Consider the following 18,666-nt stretch of genomic DNA (forward strand, 5'->3'; position numbering starts at 1 on the left):
TGCCTGGGCTAAAGCCAGATTTCATGCTTGAAATGTGATCCACCGCGAGAGAAACGCCATGCGTGCCGTCGACATCACTTCCCCTGGGGCGCCAGAGGTTCTGCAACTGCGCGAGCGTCCGCAGCCGGTCGCCGGTGCCGGCGAGCTGCTGATCCGCGTCGCGGCCAGCGGCATCAACCGCCCCGACGTGCTGCAGCGCACCGGCCACTATCCGGCGCCGCCCGGCGCGTCCGACGTGCCGGGGCTGGAAGTCGCCGGCGTCATCGATTGCGGTGACGCCGCCGCGCTGGCCGAGGCCGGTTTCAAGGTCGGCGACCGGGTCTGCGCCCTGCTCGCCGGCGGCGGCTATGCGGAAGTCGCGGTCGCGCCGGTCGGGCAGTGCCTGCCGGTGCCGGCGGGCCTGAGCGACATCGAGGCGGCGTCGCTGCCCGAGACCTTCTTCACCGTCTGGAGCAACGTCTTCATGCGCGGCCGCCTGCAGCCCGGCGAAACCCTGCTGGTGCAGGGCGGCACCAGCGGCATCGGCGTGACCGCCATCCAGCTCGCCAAGGCCATGGGCGCGACGGTCATCGCCACGGCCGGCAGCGACGAGAAATGCGCCGCCTGCCTGCGGCTGGGCGCGGACCATGCGATCAACTACAAGTCGCAGGACTTCGCCGAAGAGGCCCGCAAGCTCACCGGCGGCAAGGGCGTGGACGTGGTGCTCGACATGGTGGCGGGCGACTACGTCGCGCGCGAGGTCGAATGCCTGGCCGAAGACGGCCGCATCGTCATCATCGCCGTGCAGGGCGGCAGCAAGGCCGGCTTCAACGCCGGGCTGGTGCTGCGGCGCCGGCTCACCATCACCGGCAGCACGCTGCGGCCGCGGCCGGTGGCCTTCAAGGCTTCGGTGGCGCGCGAACTGCGCGAGCATGTCTGGCCCCTGCTGGCGGCCGGCCGCATCAAGCCGGTGATCCACGCCACCTTCGAGGCCGCGCGTGCCGCCCAGGCGCATGCGCTGATGGAGTCGGGCGCCCGCGTCGGCAAGATCGTGCTCACCTGGTAGGGGTGGCACCGTCCCCCAAAGAACGAAGACGCAATCCATGAAGATCAGGAAGCTCATCGCGGGCAACTGGAAGATGAACGGCAGCCTGGCGGCCAACGCCGCGCTGCTCGATGGCCTGCTGGCCGGCGTGGGCGCTGCTGCGGCCGAGGTCGCCGTCTGCGTGCCCGCGCCCTACCTGGCGCAGGTGGGCGCGCGCCTGCAGGGCTCGCCGATCGCGCTCGGCGCGCAGGATGTGTCGGCCTACGCCCAGGGCGCCTACACCGGCGAGGTGTCCGCCGCCATGCTGCAGGACTTCGGCGTGCGCTATGTGCTGGTCGGCCATTCGGAGCGCCGCCAGTACCATGGCGAGACCGACGCGACGGTGGCCGCCAAGGCGCGCGCGGCGTTGTCCGCGGGCATCGTGCCGGTGGTCTGCATCGGCGAGACGCTGGTGCAGCGCGATGCGGGTCAGACCGAGGCGGTCGTAGGCGCCCAGTTCGCGGCCGTGGCCGAGGCGCTGGGTGAAAGTATCGACGGCATCGTGCTGGCCTACGAGCCGGTGTGGGCGATCGGCACCGGCAAGACCGCCACGCCCGAGCAGGCGCAGGCGGTGCATGCGGGCCTGCGCGCGCGGCTGCGCGACGCCTACCCGGCGGCCGCGGGCGTGCGCATCCTCTACGGCGGCAGCATGAACGCCGCCAATGCCGCCGAGCTGCTGGCCCAGCCCGACATCGACGGCGGCCTGATCGGCGGCGCCTCGCTCAAGGCGCCCGACTTCCTGACCATCGTGGCCGCGGCGCAATGAGCGCGGCCATCGCAAGAGAAATTTTGGAGTAATTCGATGAACATCGTCCTCAACATCGTCCTGGCCCTGCAGATGCTGTCCGCGCTGGGCATGATCGGCCTGATCTTGGTCCAGCATGGCAAGGGGGCCGACATGGGTGCGGCATTCGGCAGTGGCGGCTCCGGCAGCCTGTTCGGCGCCAGCGGCAGCGCCAATTTCCTGTCGCGCACCACGGCCGTGCTGGCCGCGGTGTTCTTCGTCTGCACGCTGGCCCTGGCCTACTTCGGCAACCTGCGCCCGGTCGATTCGGGCAGCGTGCTCGACCGCGCCGGCGTGAGCGTGCCCGTTGCGCCGCCTGCGGACGCAAGCCCTGCCGCACAGATCCCGGGCAACACCGCGGCGCCTGCCGCACCCGCGGCCACCGGTGCGGCCGCCGTGCCGGTGCCGGCTCCGGCGGAGGCGCCCAAGTCCACGCCCTGACCGGGTTTCTGCTGTTTCCCGTGTGCGGGAATCGTGGCACTAAAACTCCCGCGCCCGAAGGAAAGCGGTGCGAATCCAGAGTAGAATCTGAGTCTGCCCGGCAAGCCAAAACCGCAAGGTCCTCATGCCATCCGGGCAGCGCAAAACCGCCGTCGTGGTGAAATTGGTAGACACGCTATCTTGAGGGGGTAGTGGCGAAAGCTGTGCGAGTTCGAGTCTCGCCGACGGCACCATACACGGCCTGCCCGGTTCCAGTTCCGGGCAGGCTCACGCGATAAGCTGACCCCCAAGATGAACCTCGACCAGTACCTTCCTGTCCTCCTGTTCATTCTGGTCGGCATAGGGGTCGGAATCGCCCCGCAAGCGCTTGGTTATCTTCTCGGGCCCAATCGCCCCGACGCGGCCAAGAATTCTCCCTACGAATGCGGTTTCGAGGCATTCGAGGACGCGCGCATGCAGTTCGACGTGCGCTATTACCTCGTCGCCATTCTTTTCATTCTGTTCGACCTCGAGATCGCGTTCCTGTTTCCCTGGGCCGTTGCGCTCAAGGACATTGGCGCGACCGGGTTCTGGGCGGCCGTGATCTTTCTGGGAATCCTCGTCGTGGGCTTCGCCTACGAATGGAAAAAGGGCGCGCTCGACTGGGAATGATCGGTTTCGGCCGAGGAGTCAGATATGGCAATCGAAGGTGTTTTCAAGGAAGGGTTCATCACCACGTCGTATGACTCGGTGGTGAACTGGGCCAAGACCGGCTCGCTATGGCCGATGACGTTCGGCCTGGCCTGCTGCGCGGTCGAGATGATGCATGCCGCCGCGGCGCGCTACGACATCGGCCGCTTCGGCGCGGAGGTTTTCCGCGCCAGCCCGCGCCAGTCCGATCTGATGATCGTGGCCGGCACGCTGTGCAACAAGATGGCGCCGGCCCTGCGCAAGGTCTACGACCAGATGGCCGAGCCGCGCTGGGTGCTCTCCATGGGCTCCTGCGCCAACGGCGGCGGCTACTACCACTACAGCTACTCGGTGGTGCGCGGCTGCGACCGCATCGTGCCGGTCGACGTCTACGTGCCTGGCTGCCCGCCCACGGCGGAAGCCCTGATCTACGGGATCATCCAGCTCCAGCAGAAGGTGCGCCGCACCAACACGATTGCACGCGTATGAGCGGGCCCGCCATGACTTCTTCCTCCTCCGTCGCCATCGCGCCCGAGGCGCTCAGGGACACGCTGGCCGCGGCGCTCGGTGACAAGGCCCTGCGCTTCGTGGTGCGGCTCGGCGAGGTCACCGTGTTCGTTTCGCCGGCCCACTACCTCGAGGCCATGCGCATCCTGCGCGATGCGCCGGGCTGCCAGTTCGAGCAACTGATCGACCTCTGCGGCGTCGACTACTCCACCTACCGCGATGGTGCCTGGGAGGGCGCGCGCTATGCCGCCGTGTCCCACCTGCTGTCGCTGAGCCTGAACCAGCGCGTGCGCGTGAAGGTGTTCTGCCCCGACGACGATCTGCCGGTGCTGCCGTCCGTGAACGCCCTGTGGAATTCGGCCAACTGGTTCGAGCGCGAGGCATTCGACCTGTTCGGCATCGTCTTCGAGGGGCATGAGGACCTGCGCCGCATCCTGACCGACTACGGCTTCATCGGCCACCCGTTCCGCAAGGACTTCCCGCTGTCGGGCCACGTCGAGATGCGCTATGACTCCGAGCTGCGCCGCGTGGTCTACCAGCCGGTCACGATCGAGCCGCGCGAGGTCACGCCGCGCATCATCCGCGAAGACAACTACGGCGGTCTGCACTAGGCGCCCGCGGCGACGGTATCCCCATGGCTGAAATCAAGAACTACACCCTGAACTTCGGGCCGCAGCATCCGGCCGCCCACGGCGTGCTGCGCCTGGTGCTGGAGCTCGACGGCGAAGTCGTGCAGCGCGCCGACCCGCACATCGGCCTGCTGCACCGCGCCACCGAGAAGCTGGCCGAGCACAAGACCTTCATCCAGTCGCTGCCCTACATGGACCGGCTGGACTACGTCTCGATGATGTGCAACGAGCACGCCTACTGCCTAGCCATCGAGAAGCTGCTGAGCCTGGAAGTGCCGATCCGCGCGCAGTACATCCGCGTGATGTTCTCCGAGATCACGCGCCTGCTGAATCACCTGATGTGGCTGGGTTCGCACGGCAACGACTGCGGCAGCTCGACCATCCTGATCTACGCCTTCCGCGAGCGTGAAGACCTGTTCGACATCTACGAGGCGGTGTCGGGCGCGCGCATGCATGCGGCCTACTTCCGCCCGGGCGGCGTCTACCGCGACCTGCCCGACCGCATGCCGCAGTACACGGTCAGCAAGATCAAGAATGCGCGGGCGCTGGCGCGCATGAACGAGAACCGCCAGGGCTCGCTGCTGGACTTCATCGACGACTTCACGCAGCGCTTCGACAGGAACCTTGACGAATACCACACGCTGCTGACCGACAACCGCATCTGGAAGCAGCGCACCGTCGGCATCGGCGTGATGACGCCCGAGCGCGCGCTGAACCTGGGCCTGTCCGGCCCGATGCTGCGCGGCTCCGGCATCGCCTGGGACCTGCGCAAGAAGCAGCCCTACGACGTCTATGCGCGCATGGATTTCGACATCCCCGTGGGCAAGACCGGCGACTGCTACGACCGCTACCTGGTGCGCATGGAGGAAATGCGCCAGTCCAACCGCATCATCAAGCAGTGCGTGGACTGGCTGCGCGCCAATCCCGGCCCGGTCATCGTCGACAACCACAAGGTGGCGCCGCCCTCGCGTGAGTCGATGAAGGCCAACATGGAAGAGCTGATCCACCACTTCAAGCTCTTCACCGAAGGCTTCCACGTGCCCGAGGGCGAAGCCTACGCGGCCGTCGAGCATCCCAAGGGCGAGTTCGGCATCTACCTGGTGAGCGATGGCGCCAACAAGCCCTACCGCCTGAAGATCCGCGCCCCGGGCTTCGTTCACCTAGCCGCCATGGACGAGATGGCGCGCGGCCACATGATCGCCGATGCCGTCGCCGTGATCGGCACGCTGGATATCGTTTTTGGAGAGATTGACCGATGATCTCCGACTCCACCCGAGCCCGTTTCGACAAGGAAGTCGCCAAGTACCCCGCCGATCAGAAGCAGTCGGCCGTCATGGCCTGCCTGTCCATCGTGCAGCAGGAGCAGGGCTACATCAGCCAGCAGAGCGAGGCCGCCATCGCCGCCTATCTCGGCATGCCCGAGATCGCGGTGCACGAGGTCACGACCTTCTACAACATGTACAACCAGCAGCCCACGGGCCGCTACAAGCTCAACGTGTGCACCAACCTGCCGTGCCAGTTGCGCGACGGGCAGAAGGCGCTGCACCACCTGGAGCACAAGCTCGGCATCAGGATGGGCGAGACCACGGCCGACGGCCTGTTCACGCTGCAGCAGAGCGAATGCCTGGGCGCCTGCGCGGATTCCCCGGTGATGCTGGTCAACGACCGCACCATGTGCAGCTTCATGAGCAACGAGAAGCTCGATCAACTGGTCGACGGCCTGCGCGCCACGCAGTCCGGTGCCAAGGAGGGCGCGTGATGAACGCAGAACAGGTGCTGTCGCAGTTCCAGGCCACCGGGGTCCAGACCTGCTTCCACGGCCGCCACATCGAGCCGCAGATCTATGCCGGCCTGGATGGGACCAACTGGCGGCTGAAGGACTACGAGGCGCGCGGCGGCTATGCGGCCCTGCGCAAGATCCTGGGCGCCGGCGAGGGCGAAGGCCTGAGCCAGGACCAGGTGATTGCCACCGTCAAGGAATCCGGCCTGCGCGGCCGTGGCGGCGCCGGCTTTCCGACCGGCCTGAAGTGGAGCTTCATGCCCCGCCAGTTCCCGGGCCAGAAATACCTCGTCTGCAATTCCGACGAAGGCGAGCCGGGCACCTGCAAGGACCGCGACATCCTGCAGTTCAATCCGCACATCGTGATCGAGGGCATGATCATCGCGGCCTACGCGATGGGCATCTCGGTCGGCTACAACTACATCCACGGCGAGATCTTCCAGACCTACGAACGCTTCGAGGAAGCACTGGAAGAGGCGCGCGCCGCCGGCTATCTGGGCGACCGGATCCTGGGCAGCGGCTTCAGCTTCCAGTTGCATGCGGCGCATGGCTTCGGCGCCTACATCTGCGGCGAGGAAACCGCGCTGCTCGAATCGCTCGAAGGCAAGAAGGGCCAGCCGCGCTTCAAGCCGCCGTTCCCGGCGAGCTTCGGCCTGTACGGCAAGCCGACCACCATCAACAACACCGAGACCTTCGCCGCGGTGCCGTGGATCATCCGCAATGGCGGCGCGGCCTACCTGGAGGTCGGCAAGCCCAACAACGGCGGCACCAAGATCTTCTCGGTGTCGGGCGACGTGGAGCTGCCGGGCAACTACGAAGTCCCGCTGGGCACGCCATTCGCCAAGCTGCTCGAACTGGCCGGTGGCGTGCGCAAGGGCCGCCAGCTCAAGGCGGTGATCCCGGGCGGCTCCTCGGCTCCGGTGCTGCCGGCTTCCATCATCATGGAATGCACGATGGACTACGACTCCATCGCCAAGGCCGGCTCCATGCTCGGCTCGGGCGCCGTCATCGTGATGGACGACTCGCGCTCCATGGTCGAATCGCTGCTGCGCCTGTCCTACTTCTATTCGCACGAGTCCTGCGGCCAGTGCACGCCCTGCCGCGAAGGCACCGGCTGGATGTGGCGCGTGATCGACCGCATCCAGCACGAGCAGGGCCGCGTGGGCGACCTCGAACTGCTCAATTCGGTGGCCGACAACATCCAAGGCCGCACCATCTGTGCGCTCGGCGATGCGGCCGCCATGCCGGTGCGGGCCATGATCAAGCACTTCCGCCCCGAATTCGAGGCGCTGATCCAGCAGAACAGGAATTCCGCGAAACCGGCGCACGCCTGACGCGGAGACACACGACATGGTTGAAATCGAACTCGACGGCCAGAAGGTCGAAGTCGCCGAAGGCTGCATGGTGATGCACGCGGCCGAGAAGGCCGGCACCTACATACCGCACTTCTGCTACCACAAGAAGCTGTCCATCGCCGCCAACTGCCGCATGTGCCTGGTGGACGTGGAGAAGGCGCCCAAGCCGATGCCGGCCTGCGCCACGCCCGTGACCCAGGGCATGATCGTGCGCACCAAGAGCGACAAGGCGATCAAGGCGCAGCAGTCGGTGATGGAGTTCCTGCTCATCAACCATCCGCTGGACTGCCCGATCTGCGACCAGGGCGGCGAGTGCCAGTTGCAGGACATCGCGGTCGGCTATGGCGGCTCCGCCTCGCGCTATGCCGAGGAAAAGCGCGTGGTGTTCCATAAGGACGTCGGCCCGCTGATCTCCATGGAGGAGATGAGCCGCTGCATCCATTGCACCCGCTGCGTGCGCTTCGGCCAGGAAGTGGCCGGCGTGATGGAGCTGGGCATGATCCATCGCGGCGAGCACTCCGAGATCACCACGGTGCTCGGCGACACGGTCGACTCCGAACTGTCGGGCAACATGATCGACATCTGCCCGGTCGGTGCGCTCACCAGCAAGCCGTTCCGCTACAGCGCGCGGACCTGGGAGCTGTCGCGCCGCAAGTCGGTCAGCCCGCATGACTCCACCGGCGCCAATCTGGTGGTCCAGGTCAAGAACAACAAGGTGATGCGGGTCGTGCCGTTCGAGAACGAAGCGGTCAACGAATGCTGGATCGCCGACCGCGACCGTTTCTCCTACGAGGCGCTGAACAGCGAGGAGCGCCTGACCCAGCCCATGCTCAAGCAGGGCGGGCAATGGAAGACGGTCGACTGGCAGACGGCGCTCGAGTACGTGGCCAACGGTCTGCGCCAGATCAAGGCCGAGCATGGCGCCGGCGCCGTCGGCGCGCTGCTGAGCCCGCACAGCACCCTGGAAGAGCTGTACTTGGCCGGTGCCTTGGTACGCAGCCTGGGCAGCGACAACGTCGACCACCGCCTGCGCAACGCCGAATTCGCCGCGTCGCAGAAAGGTGCCGTGCGCTGGCTGGGCACCTCCATCGCCTCGCTGTCGACGCTGCAGCGCGTGCTGGTGCTGGGCTCCAACCTGCGCAAGGATCACCCGCTTTTCGCGCAGCGCATCCGCCAGGCGGTGCGCAAGGGCGCCTCCGTCAGCGCGATCCGCTCGGCCGACGAAGACTGGGCCATGCCGCTGGCGCATTCGCTGGTGCAGCCGCACGGCCAGTGGGTGGCCAGCCTCTCCAATATCGCCGCCGCGGTCGCCGCCGAAAAGGGCGTTGCCGCTCCGGCGCCGGGCCAGGCCGATGACGCCAGCACGGCCATTGCACGCTCGCTGCTGGGCGGCGAGCGCAAGGCCATTCTGCTGGGCAATGCCGCGGCCCATCATGCCGACGCCTCGGTGCTGCTGGCGCTGGCCCACTGGATAGCCGAGCAGACCGGCGCGAGCGTCGGCTACCTGACCGAGGCCGCCAACACCGTGGGCGCGCAGTTCGTCGGCGCCGTGCCGCAGACCGGCGGCCTGAATGCCGCGCAGATGCTGCAAGGCGGCCTCAAGGCGGTGCTGCTGCTCAACACCGAGCCGGCTTTCGATTCCGCTGCGGGTGCTGCCGCCGTCGCGGCGCTGGCGCGGTCCGAGATGGTCGTCACGCTGAGCCCGTTCAAGGCCAACCTCGACTGCAGCGACGTGCTGCTGCCGATCGCACCCTTCACCGAAACCTCGGGCACTTTCGTCAATGCCGAAGGCCGCATCCAGGGCTTCCACGCGGTGGTCAAGCCGCAGGGCGAGGCGCGTCCGGCCTGGAAGGTGCTGCGCGTGCTTGGCAATCTGCTGGGCCTGCCGGGTTTCGATTTCGAGTCCTCGCAGGAAGTGCTGGCCGCAGCCCGTGGCACGCTCCCTGCCGACGCAACGCATCTGCCGGCGGACCGCCTGTCGAATGCGCCGGCGGGTGCCGTGCGCGCCGCCACTGTGGGCAGTGCCGCTCCGGCGGTCGCTGCCATCTATGAACTGGACGGCATCGTGCGCCGCGCCGCTTCGCTGCAGCTCACCGCCGACGCGCGCAAGACCCGTGGCGCGGCGTTCGAGGGAGCCGCAGCATGATCGATACCCTGTACGGCTTCGGCCAAGGACTGGTGGGCGCAAGCTGGTGGACCGGCGGCGCCTGGCCGGTGATCTGGGCGCTGGTGAAGATCATCTGTGTCCTGTTGCCGCTGCTGGGCGCCGTGGCCTACCTGACGCTGTGGGAGCGCAAGCTGCTGGGCTGGATCCAGGTCCGCCATGGCCCCAACCGCGTGGGCCCGTTCGGCCTGCTGCAGCCGATTGCCGATGCGCTCAAGCTGCTGACCAAGGAGCTGATCAACCCGTCGGCGGCCAGCGGCGGCCTGTTCCGGCTCGGCCCGATCATGGCCATCATGCCCGCCCTCGCGGCCTGGGTGGCGATCCCGTTCGGCCCCGATGTGGTGCTGGCCAACATCAACGCCGGCCTGCTGCTGATCATGGCGATCACCTCGGTCGAGGTCTACGGCGTGATCATCGCCGGCTGGGCCTCCAATTCGAAGTACGCCTTCCTGGGCGCGCTGCGCGCCTCGGCGCAGATGGTGAGCTATGAAATCGCCATGGGCTTTTGCCTGGTGGTGGTGATCATGGTCACCGGCAGCCTCAACCTCGGCGACGTGGTTGCCAGCCAGGGGCAGGGCATGTTCGCGGACAAGGGCCTGGGCTTCCTGTCCTGGAACTGGCTGCCGCTGCTGCCGATCTTCGTGGTCTACATCATCTCGGGCGTGGCCGAGACCAACCGCCATCCGTTCGACGTGGTGGAAGGCGAGGCCGAGATCGTGGCCGGCCACATGGTCGAGTACTCGGGCATGGGCTTTGCCATCTTCTTCCTGGCCGAGTACGCCAGCATGTGGCTGGTGTCCATCCTGGCGGCGCTGATGTTCCTGGGCGGCTGGCTGTCGCCGGTGGCCTTCCTGGACTTCATCCCGGGCTGGATCTGGCTGGGCCTGAAGACCTTCTTCGTGGTGTCTCTCTTCATCTGGATCCGCGGAACCTTCCCGCGTTTCCGCTACGACCAGATCATGCGTCTGGGCTGGAAGATTTTCATTCCCGTGACCCTGGTCTGGCTGCTGATCATCGGTGGATGGATGCAGACGTCCTGGAACATCTGGAAGTAAACGGAGTGTGACGATGACAGCCGCTGCTGTATCCGCCTTTTCGATCAAGGATTTCTTCAAGAGCTTCATGCTCGTGGAGTTGTTCAAGGGCATGGCCCTGACCGGCCGCTACGCCTTCCGCCGCAAGGTCACGGTGCAGTTCCCCGAAGAGAAGACGCCCTTGTCGCCGCGCTTTCGCGGCCTGCATGCGCTGCGCCGCTACGAAAACGGCGAGGAGCGCTGCATCGCCTGCAAATTGTGCGAGGCCGTGTGCCCGGCGGTGGCGATCACCATCGAGTCGGACGTGCGCGAGGACGGCAGCCGCCGCACCACGCGCTACGACATCGACCTGACCAAGTGCATCTTCTGCGGCTTCTGCGAGGAGAGCTGCCCGGTGGACTCCATCGTCGAAACCCACATCCTCGAATACCACGGCGAGAAGCGCGGCGACCTGTATTTCACCAAGGACATGCTGCTGGCCGTGGGCGACCGCTACGAGCCGGAAATCGCGGCGGCCAAGGCGGCCGACGCCAAATACCGCTGAGCGCAGCCCGCCAGAGAACGCACATCCATGGACGTCAAGACCGGTTTCTTCTATCTGTTTTCGCTCGTGCTGCTGTTTGCGGCATTCCGGGTGATCACGGCCCGCAACCCCGTGCATGCGGTGCTCTACCTCATGCTGGCCTTCTCGCAGGCCTCGGCCGTCTGGCTGCTGCTGCAGGCGGAATTCCTCGCCATCACGCTCGTGCTCGTCTACCTTGGCGCGGTGATGGTGCTGTTCCTGTTCGTCGTGATGATGATCAACCTGAGCATGGACGGGCTGCGCCAGGGGTTCTGGAAGCACTTTCCGCTCGCGGCGCTGGTGGGTGTGGTGATCGCGCTCGAGATGGCCTACGTGCTCATGGGGGGCTTTCGCAACAGCGGTGGTCCCAAGGCCATGTCGGCCATCGAGCAGGTCTCCAACACCAAGGCGCTGGGCGTGCTGCTCTACACGCAATATCTCTATCCGCTGGAGATTGCCGCGGTGATCCTGCTCGTGGCCATCGTCGCGGCCATTGCGCTGACCCTGCGCCGGCGCAAGGACAGCAAGTTCATCGACGTGGCGACGCAGGTCCGGGTGCGCGCCCAGGACCGCGTCTCGCTGGTGAAGGTGGAGGCGACCCGCGCCCCGGTGGCCGCGGCCACTGAAACCGCGGCAGCCCCTGCCGCCGTGGAGAATAAGGCATGACGCTGACCCTTGGACACTACCTCTCGCTCGGCGCCATTCTGTTCGCGCTGTCGGTGATCGGCATCTTCCTCAATCGCAAGAACCTGATCGTGCTGCTGATGGCGATCGAGCTGATGCTGCTCGCGGTCAACATGAACTTCGTGGCGTTCTCCCACTATCTGGGCGACATGCACGGCCAGGTGTTCGTGTTCTTCATCCTGACGGTGGCGGCGGCCGAATCCGCGATCGGCCTGGCCATCCTGGTGCTGCTGTTCCGCAACAAGTCCAGCATCAGCGTCGACGACCTCGACACGCTCAAGGGCTGACGCGAAGAAGAGAAAGACTAGAGAACGATGAGCGCAACCCTTTCTGCCGCCACGCTGCTGGCGATTCCGCTGGCGCCCTTGGCGGGCGCATTGCTGGCCGGCATTCCCGGCACCATGTTCGGGGGCAACGTGCTGGGCCGCCGAGCCAGCCACTCCTTCACCATCCTCGGCGTGCTGGTGGCCTTCGTCCTGTCCGCCATGACGCTGTGGAGCGTGGTGACCGAAGGCGCGGGCTTCAACGAGACCATCTACACCTGGATGACGGTCGGCTCGCTGAAGATGGAGGTCGGTTTCATGATCGACAGCCTCACCGCCATGATGATGTGCGTGGTGACCTTCGTCTCGCTCATGGTCCACCTCTACACCGTGGGCTACATGGCGGAGGACGACGGCTACGACCGGTTCTTTGCCTACATCTCGCTCTTCACCTTCTCCATGCTGATGCTGGTGATGAGCAACAACCTGCTCCAGCTCTTCTTCGGCTGGGAGGCGGTGGGCCTGGTGTCGTATCTGCTGATCGGCTTCTGGTTCAACAAGCCGACGGCCATCTTCGCCAACATGAAGGCCTTCCTGGTCAACCGCGTGGGCGACTTCGGCTTCATCCTGGGCATCGGCCTGATCGCGGCCTACACCGGCACGCTCAACTACACCGAGATCTTCGCAAAGACCGGCGAACTGGCCGCGCTCGGCTTCCCGGGCACCGACTGGATGCTGATCACCGTCATCTGCATCTGCCTGTTCATCGGCGCCATGGGCAAGTCCGCGCAGTTTCCGCTGCACGTCTGGCTGCCGGACTCGATGGAGGGCCCGACGCCGATCTCCGCGCTGATCCACGCCGCCACCATGGTGACGGCCGGCATTTTCATGGTGGCGCGCATGTCTCCGCTGTTCGAACTGTCGGATACCGCGCTCAACTTCATCCTCGTGATCGGCTCGATCACGGCATTGTTCATGGGCTTTCTGGGCATCATCCAGAACGACATCAAGCGGGTGGTGGCCTATTCGACGCTGTCCCAGTTGGGCTACATGACGGTGGCCCTGGGTGTCTCGTCCTACTCCGTCGCGGTGTTCCACCTGATGACCCATGCCTTCTTCAAGGCGCTGCTGTTCCTCGCGGCCGGCTCGGTCATCATGGGCCTGCACCACAACCAGGACATCCGCTGGATGGGCGGCGTGCGCAAGTACATGCCGATTACCTGGATCACCTTCCTGCTGGGTTCGCTGGCGCTGATCGGCACTCCGCTGTTCTCCGGTTTCTATTCCAAGGACAGCATCATCGAAGCCGTGCATGAAAGCCATCTGCCGGCTGCGGGCTTCGCGTCGTTCGCGGTGCTGGCGGGGGTGTTCATCACGGCCTTCTATTCGTTCCGCCTGTACTTCCTGGTGTTCCACGGCAAGGAGCGCTACGACCAGAATCCGGATGCGCATCTCCATGCCCACGATGACCACCACGGCCATGGGCACGATGCCGAGCCGCACGAGTCGCCCTGGGTAGTGTGGGTGCCGCTGGTGCTGCTGGCGATCCCATCGGTGCTGATCGGCTACCTGACGATCGAGCCGATGCTGTTCGGCGACTTCTTCAAGAACGTCATCTTCGTCGATGGCAGCAGGCACCACGCGATGGCGGAGCTTGGAGAAGCCTTCCACGGGCCGCTGCAGATGGCGATCCACGGCCTGACGACCTGGCCGTTCTGGCTCGCGCTGGCCGGCGTCGCATCCTCGTTCTACCTGTACATGGTCAACCCGGCGCTGCCGGCGGCGATCAAGCGCGCCTTCCATCCGGTCTACACCCTGCTCGAGAACAAGTACTACCTCGACTGGATCAACGAAAACATCCTGGCGCGCGGCGCCCGGGCGCTCGGCACCGGCCTCTGGAAGGGCGGCGACCAGGCGGTGATCGACGGCACCCTGGTCAACGGCTCCTGGCGCCTGGTCGGGCGCATCGCGGCCGCCGTGCGCCAGATGCAGACCGGCTACATCTACCACTACGCGCTCGTGATGATCGTCGGCGTCTTCGTGCTGATGACCTACTTCGTCTGGCACGACCAGATCGTTGCGCTCTTCAAATAACAACAAGGAAAACGACACATGGGTTGGCTGAGTCTCGCCATCTGGACGCCGATCGCGTTCGGCGCCGTACTGCTGGCGCTGGGCAAGCAAGGCCAGGAGGGCCTGGTGCGCTGGCTGGCGCTCGCAGGCTCGCTCCTGGGCCTGCTGGTGACGCTGCCGCTGTACCAGGGCTTTCGCCTGGGCACGGCGGCCATGCAGTTCGTGGAGCGCCATACCTGGGTCGAGCGTTTCAACATCCACTACCACGTCGGGCTGGACGGCCTGTCGTTCTGGTTCGTGCCGCTGACGGCCTTCATCACGGTGATCGTGGTGATCGCGGCGTGGGAGGTGATCACCGAGCGCGTCAACCAGTACATGGGCGCGTTCCTGATCCTCTCGGGGCTCATGATCGGCGTGTTCAGCGCACTCGACGGCATCCTGTTCTACGTGTTCTTCGAGGCCACGCTGATCCCGATGTACCTGATCATCGGCATCTGGGGCGGCCCGAACAAGATCTATGCGGCCTTCAAGTTCTTCCTGTACACCCTGCTGGGCTCGCTGCTGACGCTGGTCGCGCTGATCTATCTCTACACCCAGTCGGGCGGCAGCTTCGACATCGCCACCTGGCACCGCCTGCCGCTGTCGGCGACGGCGCAGACGCTGATCTTCTTCGCGTTCTTCGCCGCCTTCGCCGTCAAGGTGCCGATGTGGCCGGTGCACACCTGGCTGCCCGACGTGCACGTCGAGGCGCCCACCGGCGGCTCGGCCGTGCTGGCGGCGATCATGCTCAAGCTCGGCGCCTACGGCTTCCTGCGCTTCTCGCTGCCGATCGCCCCTGATGCCTCCCACCGCTGGGCTTGGCTGATGATCGCGCTGTCCCTGGTGGCCGTGGTCTACGTGGGCCTGGTGGCCATGGTGCAGAAGGACATGAAGAAGCTGGTGGCCTATTCGTCCGTGGCGCACATGGGCTTCGTGACGCTCGGCTTCTTCGTCTTCAGCGACCTGGGCATGGCCGGGGGCATCGTGCAGATGATCGCCCACGGTTTCGTGTCCGCGGCGATGTTCCTCTCCATCGGCGTGCTGTACGACCGCATGCACTCGCGCGACATCGCGGCCTATGGCGGGGTCGTCAACGTGATGCCGCGCTTCGCCGCCTTCGCGCTGCTGTTCGCCATGGCCAACTGCGGCCTGCCGGGCACCGCGGGCTTCGTCGGGGAGTGGATGGTGATCCTGGCGGCGGTCAAGGCCAACTTCTGGATCGGCCTGCTGGCGGCCACGGCGCTGATCTTCGGCGCGGCCTACACCCTGTGGATGTTCAAGCGCGTCTACCTGGGCCCGGTCGCCAATGACCATGTACGCGAACTAAGCGACATCAACGGGCGCGAATTCCTCATCATGGCGCTGCTGGCCATCGCCGTGCTGTACATGGGTATCCATCCCAAGCCCTTCACCGATGTGATGGACGCCTCGGTCGCCGAGCTGCTGCGCCATGTGGCGGTGTCGAAACTGCCCTGACCCACGAACGAGACTAGAAGAGATATGGACACATTCGGCTGGGCCACCCTGACCCCGGAGATCGTGCTGCTGGTGATGGCCTGCGTGATTGCGCTGGTCGACCTGAGCGTCACCGGCACGCGCCGCACGCTCACCTACACCCTGACGCTGCTGACCCTGGCCGCCACCGCGCTGATCGCCGGCTGGCAGGCGGTGCAGGGCGGCACGGCCTACGGTTTCTCCAACATGGTCGTCAACGACCCGATGGGCAACTGGCTCAAGTGCTTTGCCGCGGTGGCGATGATCGCCACGCTGGTCTACAGCCACGCCTACGCCGGTGAGCGCGGCATGATGCGCGGCGGCGAGCTGTTCATCCTGGGCATGTTCTCGCTGCTGGGCATGTTCGTCATCATCGGCGGCAACAACTTCCTCGTGCTCTACCTGGGCCTGGAGCTGCTCACGCTCTCCAGCTACGCGCTGGTGGCGCTGCGCCGCGACGACACCACCGCGACCGAGGCCGCCATGAAGTACTTCGTGCTCGGCGCCATGGCCAGCGGTTTCCTGCTCTACGGCCTTTCCATGCTCTATGGCGCGACCGGCTCGCTGGACCTGGGGCAGGTGCTCAAGGCCATCAGCAGCGGCCAGATCCGCCACCAGGTGCTGGTGTTCGGCGTGGTCTTCATCGTCGCCGGCATTGCCTTCAAGCTCGGCGTCGCGCCGTTCCACATGTGGGTGCCCGACGTCTACCAGGGCGCGCCCACGGCGATCACGCTGATCATCGGCGGCGCGACCAAGTTCGCGGCCTTTGCCATGGCCATGCGCCTGCTGGTCGAAGGCCTGCTGCCGCTGGCCATCGACTGGCAGCAGATGCTGGCGGTGCTGGCCGTGTCCTCGCTGCTGGTGGGCAACCTGGCGGCCATCGCGCAGAGCAACCTCAAGCGCATGCTGGCCTACTCGACCATCTCGCAGATGGGCTTCGTGCTGCTGGGCATGATGTCGGGCGTGGTGCGCGGCGATGCCGCCTCCGCCTACAACGCCTACAGCTCGGCCATGTTCTACATCGTCAGCTATGTGCTCACCACGCTGGCGGCGTTCGGCGTGATCCTGCTGCTCTCGCGCGAGGGCTTCGAGAGCGACGAGATCTCCGACCTGGCCGGCCTGAACCAGCGCAGCCCCCTGTACGCCGCCGTCATGGCCGTGTGCATGTTCTCCATGGCCGGCGTGCCGCCCATGGTGGGCTTCTACGCCAAGCTCGCAGTGCTGCAGGCGCTGGTGACCTCCGGCCTGCCGCTTTACGTCGGCCTGGCCGCCTTCGCTGTGGTCATGTCGCTGATCGGCGCCTTCTACTACATCCGCGTGGTCAAGGTCATGTACTTCGATGCACCCGTGGATGCCACGCCGGTCGTTGCGGGTGCCGATGCCCGCCTGGTGCTGGCGCTGAACGGCGCGCTTGTGCTGGTGCTGGGCCTGCTGCCCGGCGGGCTGATGGCGCTGTGCGCCCAGGCCATCGTCAAGACCCTGGGGACCTGAGGGGCCCTGGTTCGGTAGTACCGTCGCGGCATGTCGCTGACCCTCTCCGTCTGGCTGGTCCTGCTGCTCGCGTTTCTCGGGGCCAACCTCCCGTTCGCCAGCCAGCGCGTGCTGGGCCTGGTGAACCTGCCGCGCGGCCGCAAGAGCCTGGCGCTTCGGCTGGCGGAACTGGTGCTGTGCTATTGCGTGGTGGGAGCCCTCGCCCTGTTGCTGGAGAGGCGTGCAGGGCAGATCGCCCCGCAGGGCTGGGAGTTCTATGCCGTCACCGGCGCACTGTTCGTGACGCTCGCCTTCCCCGGCTTTGTCTACCGCTACCTGCTGCGGACCCGTGATTGAGCGGCCGGCCTTGTCATCCATGCCCGACGAATCTCATCTGATCGAACGCCAGGTGGACAGCGAGGCCGTTTTCGACGGCCGTCTCCTGAAGGTGCGCCGCGACAGGGTGCGCCTGCCCGATGGCACATTGGCCACGCGCGAGTACGTGCAGCATCCGGGGGCCGTCGTGGTCGTGCCGCTGCTGGACGACGGCCGGGTGGTGTTAGAGCGCCAGTTCCGCTATCCCATAGGCCTGGCGATGGTCGAATTCCCGGCGGGCAAGCTCGATGCGGGGGAAGACCCGTTCGTCTGCGGCCGGCGCGAGCTGCTCGAAGAAACCGGCTACACCGCGCGCGAATGGGCACGGGCCGGGGCGATGCACCTGGCGATCGCCTATTCGACCGAGGTCATCCACATCTACTTTGCGCGGGGCCTGGTGGCCGGCGCTCAGGCCCTGGACGCAGGTGAGTTTCTCGACGTCTTTGCGGCAACCCCCGAGGAGTTGCTGCAGTGGTGCCGCGATGGCAGTGTGACCGATGCCAAGACGCTGGCCTGCGTGGTCCATCTGCAGAACCTGCTGTCGGGCGCCTGGCCACTGGACTGGCAGCCCGTGGCGGAGGGCCTCACGCCATGAAGGTCCTGAACCTGCAATGCCCGCAGGGCCACGGCTTTGAAGGCTGGTTCGGTTCCGAGCAGGACTACCAGGACCAGCACGGCCGTGGCCTCGTGACCTGCCCGGTGTGTGGCGCTGGCGAGGTGGCCAAGCTGCCCAGTGCGCCGCGCCTGAACCTGAGCACGTCCCGCAACGGCACCGTGCCGGCCGAGCTGCCGGCGGCGCCAGCCGCCGCAGGCGCTGCACAGAAACAGGCTGCGCCAGAGACCGTCGTCCCGGCGGGGCCTGACGCGGCAGCGCTGCACGCCGCGTGGTGGAAGCTGGCGCGGCAGGCCATGCGCAGCGCAGAGGATGTGGGCGACCGTTTCGCCGAGGAGGCCCGGCGCATCCATCACGGCGAGTCGGCCGAACGCGGCATCCGCGGCAAGGCCTCGCTCGAGGAGGCACGCGCCCTGCTGGAAGAGGGCATAGGCGTGCTGCCTCTTCCCGCAGCCTTGGGAGAAACCTTGCAATGAACGACCAGTGGGCAGGCATGGCGATGGGCGCCGTGGCCCTGGTGGTCACGGCCGTGGTGGTGCGCTTCATCCGTCGCCGGGTGGAGCGCCGCCGCCAGGCGCAATGGCAGGCCCGCCAGCCGGCGCCCAGCCGGCAGGTGCGGCGCGCCCAGGAACGCGCGCGCAAGGACGGCCGCTAGTTCGCTGGCAGC

The 18,666-nt window shown here is 66.3% G+C and carries 21 protein-coding genes and 1 tRNA gene; all 22 read left to right on the plus strand.

Translation table 11 applies throughout. The features are described from left to right. Window positions 1-58: 58 nt before the first annotated feature. The 22 genes from JHD63_RS04670 (at window position 59) to JHD63_RS04775 (ending at window position 18,654) form a co-directional block, all read left to right on the plus strand. Entirely contained in the window at window positions 59-1,045 is a 987-nt protein-coding gene (locus tag JHD63_RS04670) for an NAD(P)H-quinone oxidoreductase (protein ID WP_198969578.1), read from the plus strand. A gap of 37 nt (window positions 1,046-1,082) precedes the next feature. After that, window positions 1,083-1,829 carry a triose-phosphate isomerase gene (gene tpiA, locus JHD63_RS04675; RefSeq protein ID WP_198969579.1) on the plus strand — a complete coding sequence of 249 codons (747 nt, stop codon included), beginning with the start codon at window positions 1,083-1,085 and terminating at the stop codon, window positions 1,827-1,829. Between the two features lie 36 nt (window positions 1,830-1,865). Continuing rightward, window positions 1,866-2,288 (plus strand): preprotein translocase subunit SecG, encoded by a 423-nt coding sequence (secG, locus tag JHD63_RS04680; protein ID WP_198969580.1) that lies wholly within the window; start codon window positions 1,866-1,868, stop codon window positions 2,286-2,288. Window positions 2,289-2,436: 148 nt separating this feature from the next. Next, window positions 2,437-2,521 (plus strand) — tRNA-Leu (locus JHD63_RS04685). A 58-nt stretch (window positions 2,522-2,579) separates the two neighbouring features. Next, on the plus strand, window positions 2,580-2,939 hold the full coding sequence (locus tag JHD63_RS04690) for an NADH-quinone oxidoreductase subunit A (RefSeq protein ID WP_198969581.1): 360 nt from the start codon (window positions 2,580-2,582) through the stop codon (window positions 2,937-2,939). Window positions 2,940-2,963: 24 nt separating this feature from the next. Continuing rightward, window positions 2,964-3,446 carry a NuoB/complex I 20 kDa subunit family protein gene (locus JHD63_RS04695; protein ID WP_198969582.1) on the plus strand — a complete coding sequence of 161 codons (483 nt, stop codon included), beginning with the start codon at window positions 2,964-2,966 and terminating at the stop codon, window positions 3,444-3,446. A gap of 11 nt (window positions 3,447-3,457) precedes the next feature. After that, window positions 3,458-4,075 carry an NADH-quinone oxidoreductase subunit C gene (locus JHD63_RS04700; RefSeq protein WP_198969583.1) on the plus strand — a complete coding sequence of 206 codons (618 nt, stop codon included), beginning with the start codon at window positions 3,458-3,460 and terminating at the stop codon, window positions 4,073-4,075. A 23-nt stretch (window positions 4,076-4,098) separates the two neighbouring features. Then, window positions 4,099-5,352 (plus strand): NADH-quinone oxidoreductase subunit D, encoded by a 1,254-nt coding sequence (locus tag JHD63_RS04705; protein WP_198969584.1) that lies wholly within the window; start codon window positions 4,099-4,101, stop codon window positions 5,350-5,352. Further along, window positions 5,349-5,852 (plus strand): NADH-quinone oxidoreductase subunit NuoE, encoded by a 504-nt coding sequence (gene nuoE, locus JHD63_RS04710; RefSeq protein ID WP_198969585.1) that lies wholly within the window; start codon window positions 5,349-5,351, stop codon window positions 5,850-5,852. Before JHD63_RS04705 ends, nuoE begins: the two co-directional genes overlap by 4 nt. Continuing rightward, window positions 5,852-7,207: an NADH-quinone oxidoreductase subunit NuoF gene (gene nuoF, locus JHD63_RS04715; protein ID WP_233167629.1), complete on the plus strand. Its 1,356-nt coding sequence runs from the start codon at window positions 5,852-5,854 to the stop codon at window positions 7,205-7,207. Before nuoE ends, nuoF begins: the two co-directional genes overlap by 1 nt. Before the next feature lie 16 nt (window positions 7,208-7,223). Further along, window positions 7,224-9,374, plus strand: a complete 2,151-nt coding sequence (gene nuoG / locus JHD63_RS04720; RefSeq protein WP_198969587.1) for an NADH-quinone oxidoreductase subunit NuoG — start codon at window positions 7,224-7,226, stop codon at window positions 9,372-9,374. Continuing rightward, window positions 9,371-10,447 carry an NADH-quinone oxidoreductase subunit NuoH gene (nuoH, locus tag JHD63_RS04725; protein WP_198969588.1) on the plus strand — a complete coding sequence of 359 codons (1,077 nt, stop codon included), beginning with the start codon at window positions 9,371-9,373 and terminating at the stop codon, window positions 10,445-10,447. The genes nuoG and nuoH overlap by 4 nt, the downstream gene beginning before the upstream one ends. A 7-nt stretch (window positions 10,448-10,454) precedes the next feature. Further along, complete coding sequence (nuoI, locus tag JHD63_RS04730) at window positions 10,455-10,970, plus strand: NADH-quinone oxidoreductase subunit NuoI (RefSeq protein WP_198969589.1); 516 nt, start codon at window positions 10,455-10,457, stop codon at window positions 10,968-10,970. Window positions 10,971-10,997: 27 nt separating this feature from the next. Then, window positions 10,998-11,654 (plus strand): NADH-quinone oxidoreductase subunit J, encoded by a 657-nt coding sequence (locus JHD63_RS04735; protein WP_198969590.1) that lies wholly within the window; start codon window positions 10,998-11,000, stop codon window positions 11,652-11,654. After that, the gene (gene nuoK / locus JHD63_RS04740; protein ID WP_198969591.1) at window positions 11,651-11,959 is read left to right on the plus strand and encodes an NADH-quinone oxidoreductase subunit NuoK; all 309 of its coding nucleotides are present in this window, start codon (window positions 11,651-11,653) and stop codon (window positions 11,957-11,959) included. The genes JHD63_RS04735 and nuoK overlap by 4 nt, the downstream gene beginning before the upstream one ends. Window positions 11,960-11,986: 27 nt before the next feature. Further along, window positions 11,987-14,029 (plus strand): NADH-quinone oxidoreductase subunit L, encoded by a 2,043-nt coding sequence (gene nuoL / locus JHD63_RS04745; RefSeq protein ID WP_198969592.1) that lies wholly within the window; start codon window positions 11,987-11,989, stop codon window positions 14,027-14,029. Window positions 14,030-14,047: 18 nt separating this feature from the next. Next, window positions 14,048-15,523 (plus strand): NADH-quinone oxidoreductase subunit M, encoded by a 1,476-nt coding sequence (locus JHD63_RS04750; RefSeq protein WP_198969593.1) that lies wholly within the window; start codon window positions 14,048-14,050, stop codon window positions 15,521-15,523. A 24-nt stretch (window positions 15,524-15,547) separates the two neighbouring features. Continuing rightward, the gene (gene nuoN, locus JHD63_RS04755; RefSeq protein ID WP_198969594.1) at window positions 15,548-17,032 is read left to right on the plus strand and encodes an NADH-quinone oxidoreductase subunit NuoN; all 1,485 of its coding nucleotides are present in this window, start codon (window positions 15,548-15,550) and stop codon (window positions 17,030-17,032) included. 30 nt (window positions 17,033-17,062) lie between these two features. After that, window positions 17,063-17,368: a DUF2818 family protein gene (locus JHD63_RS04760; RefSeq protein ID WP_198969595.1), complete on the plus strand. Its 306-nt coding sequence runs from the start codon at window positions 17,063-17,065 to the stop codon at window positions 17,366-17,368. 19 nt (window positions 17,369-17,387) lie between these two features. Next, window positions 17,388-17,981, plus strand: coding sequence for an NUDIX domain-containing protein (locus JHD63_RS04765; RefSeq protein ID WP_198969596.1), 594 nt, complete (start codon window positions 17,388-17,390; stop codon window positions 17,979-17,981). Next, entirely contained in the window at window positions 17,978-18,475 is a 498-nt protein-coding gene (locus JHD63_RS04770; protein WP_198969597.1) for a DUF1178 family protein, read from the plus strand. The genes JHD63_RS04765 and JHD63_RS04770 overlap by 4 nt, the downstream gene beginning before the upstream one ends. Next, the gene (locus tag JHD63_RS04775) at window positions 18,472-18,654 is read left to right on the plus strand and encodes a hypothetical protein (protein ID WP_198969598.1); all 183 of its coding nucleotides are present in this window, start codon (window positions 18,472-18,474) and stop codon (window positions 18,652-18,654) included. Before JHD63_RS04770 ends, JHD63_RS04775 begins: the two co-directional genes overlap by 4 nt. Window positions 18,655-18,666: the final 12 nt, after the last annotated feature.

Source organism: Xylophilus sp. ASV27, from assembly GCF_016428875.1.
Lineage (GTDB): Bacteria > Pseudomonadota > Gammaproteobacteria > Burkholderiales > Burkholderiaceae_C > Xylophilus.

What these genes read in the sequence shown, in the direction of transcription:
- JHD63_RS04670 (WP_198969578.1), top strand. Translation starts at nt 59, where the DNA reads ATGCGTGCCGTCGACATCACTTCCCCTGGGGCGCCAGAGGTTCTGCAA.
- tpiA (WP_198969579.1), top strand. Translation starts at nt 1,083, where the DNA reads ATGAAGATCAGGAAGCTCATCGCGGGCAACTGGAAGATGAACGGCAGC.
- secG (WP_198969580.1), top strand. Translation starts at nt 1,866, where the DNA reads ATGAACATCGTCCTCAACATCGTCCTGGCCCTGCAGATGCTGTCCGCG.
- JHD63_RS04690 (WP_198969581.1), top strand. Translation starts at nt 2,580, where the DNA reads ATGAACCTCGACCAGTACCTTCCTGTCCTCCTGTTCATTCTGGTCGGC.
- JHD63_RS04695 (WP_198969582.1), top strand. Translation starts at nt 2,964, where the DNA reads ATGGCAATCGAAGGTGTTTTCAAGGAAGGGTTCATCACCACGTCGTAT.
- JHD63_RS04700 (WP_198969583.1), top strand. Translation starts at nt 3,458, where the DNA reads ATGACTTCTTCCTCCTCCGTCGCCATCGCGCCCGAGGCGCTCAGGGAC.
- JHD63_RS04705 (WP_198969584.1), top strand. Translation starts at nt 4,099, where the DNA reads ATGGCTGAAATCAAGAACTACACCCTGAACTTCGGGCCGCAGCATCCG.
- nuoE (WP_198969585.1), top strand. Translation starts at nt 5,349, where the DNA reads ATGATCTCCGACTCCACCCGAGCCCGTTTCGACAAGGAAGTCGCCAAG.
- nuoF (WP_233167629.1), top strand. Translation starts at nt 5,852, where the DNA reads ATGAACGCAGAACAGGTGCTGTCGCAGTTCCAGGCCACCGGGGTCCAG.
- nuoG (WP_198969587.1), top strand. Translation starts at nt 7,224, where the DNA reads ATGGTTGAAATCGAACTCGACGGCCAGAAGGTCGAAGTCGCCGAAGGC.
- nuoH (WP_198969588.1), top strand. Translation starts at nt 9,371, where the DNA reads ATGATCGATACCCTGTACGGCTTCGGCCAAGGACTGGTGGGCGCAAGC.
- JHD63_RS04735 (WP_198969590.1), top strand. Translation starts at nt 10,998, where the DNA reads ATGGACGTCAAGACCGGTTTCTTCTATCTGTTTTCGCTCGTGCTGCTG.
- nuoK (WP_198969591.1), top strand. Translation starts at nt 11,651, where the DNA reads ATGACGCTGACCCTTGGACACTACCTCTCGCTCGGCGCCATTCTGTTC.
- nuoL (WP_198969592.1), top strand. Translation starts at nt 11,987, where the DNA reads ATGAGCGCAACCCTTTCTGCCGCCACGCTGCTGGCGATTCCGCTGGCG.
- JHD63_RS04750 (WP_198969593.1), top strand. Translation starts at nt 14,048, where the DNA reads ATGGGTTGGCTGAGTCTCGCCATCTGGACGCCGATCGCGTTCGGCGCC.
- nuoN (WP_198969594.1), top strand. Translation starts at nt 15,548, where the DNA reads ATGGACACATTCGGCTGGGCCACCCTGACCCCGGAGATCGTGCTGCTG.
- JHD63_RS04760 (WP_198969595.1), top strand. Translation starts at nt 17,063, where the DNA reads ATGTCGCTGACCCTCTCCGTCTGGCTGGTCCTGCTGCTCGCGTTTCTC.
- JHD63_RS04765 (WP_198969596.1), top strand. Translation starts at nt 17,388, where the DNA reads ATGCCCGACGAATCTCATCTGATCGAACGCCAGGTGGACAGCGAGGCC.
- JHD63_RS04770 (WP_198969597.1), top strand. Translation starts at nt 17,978, where the DNA reads ATGAAGGTCCTGAACCTGCAATGCCCGCAGGGCCACGGCTTTGAAGGC.
- JHD63_RS04775 (WP_198969598.1), top strand. Translation starts at nt 18,472, where the DNA reads ATGAACGACCAGTGGGCAGGCATGGCGATGGGCGCCGTGGCCCTGGTG.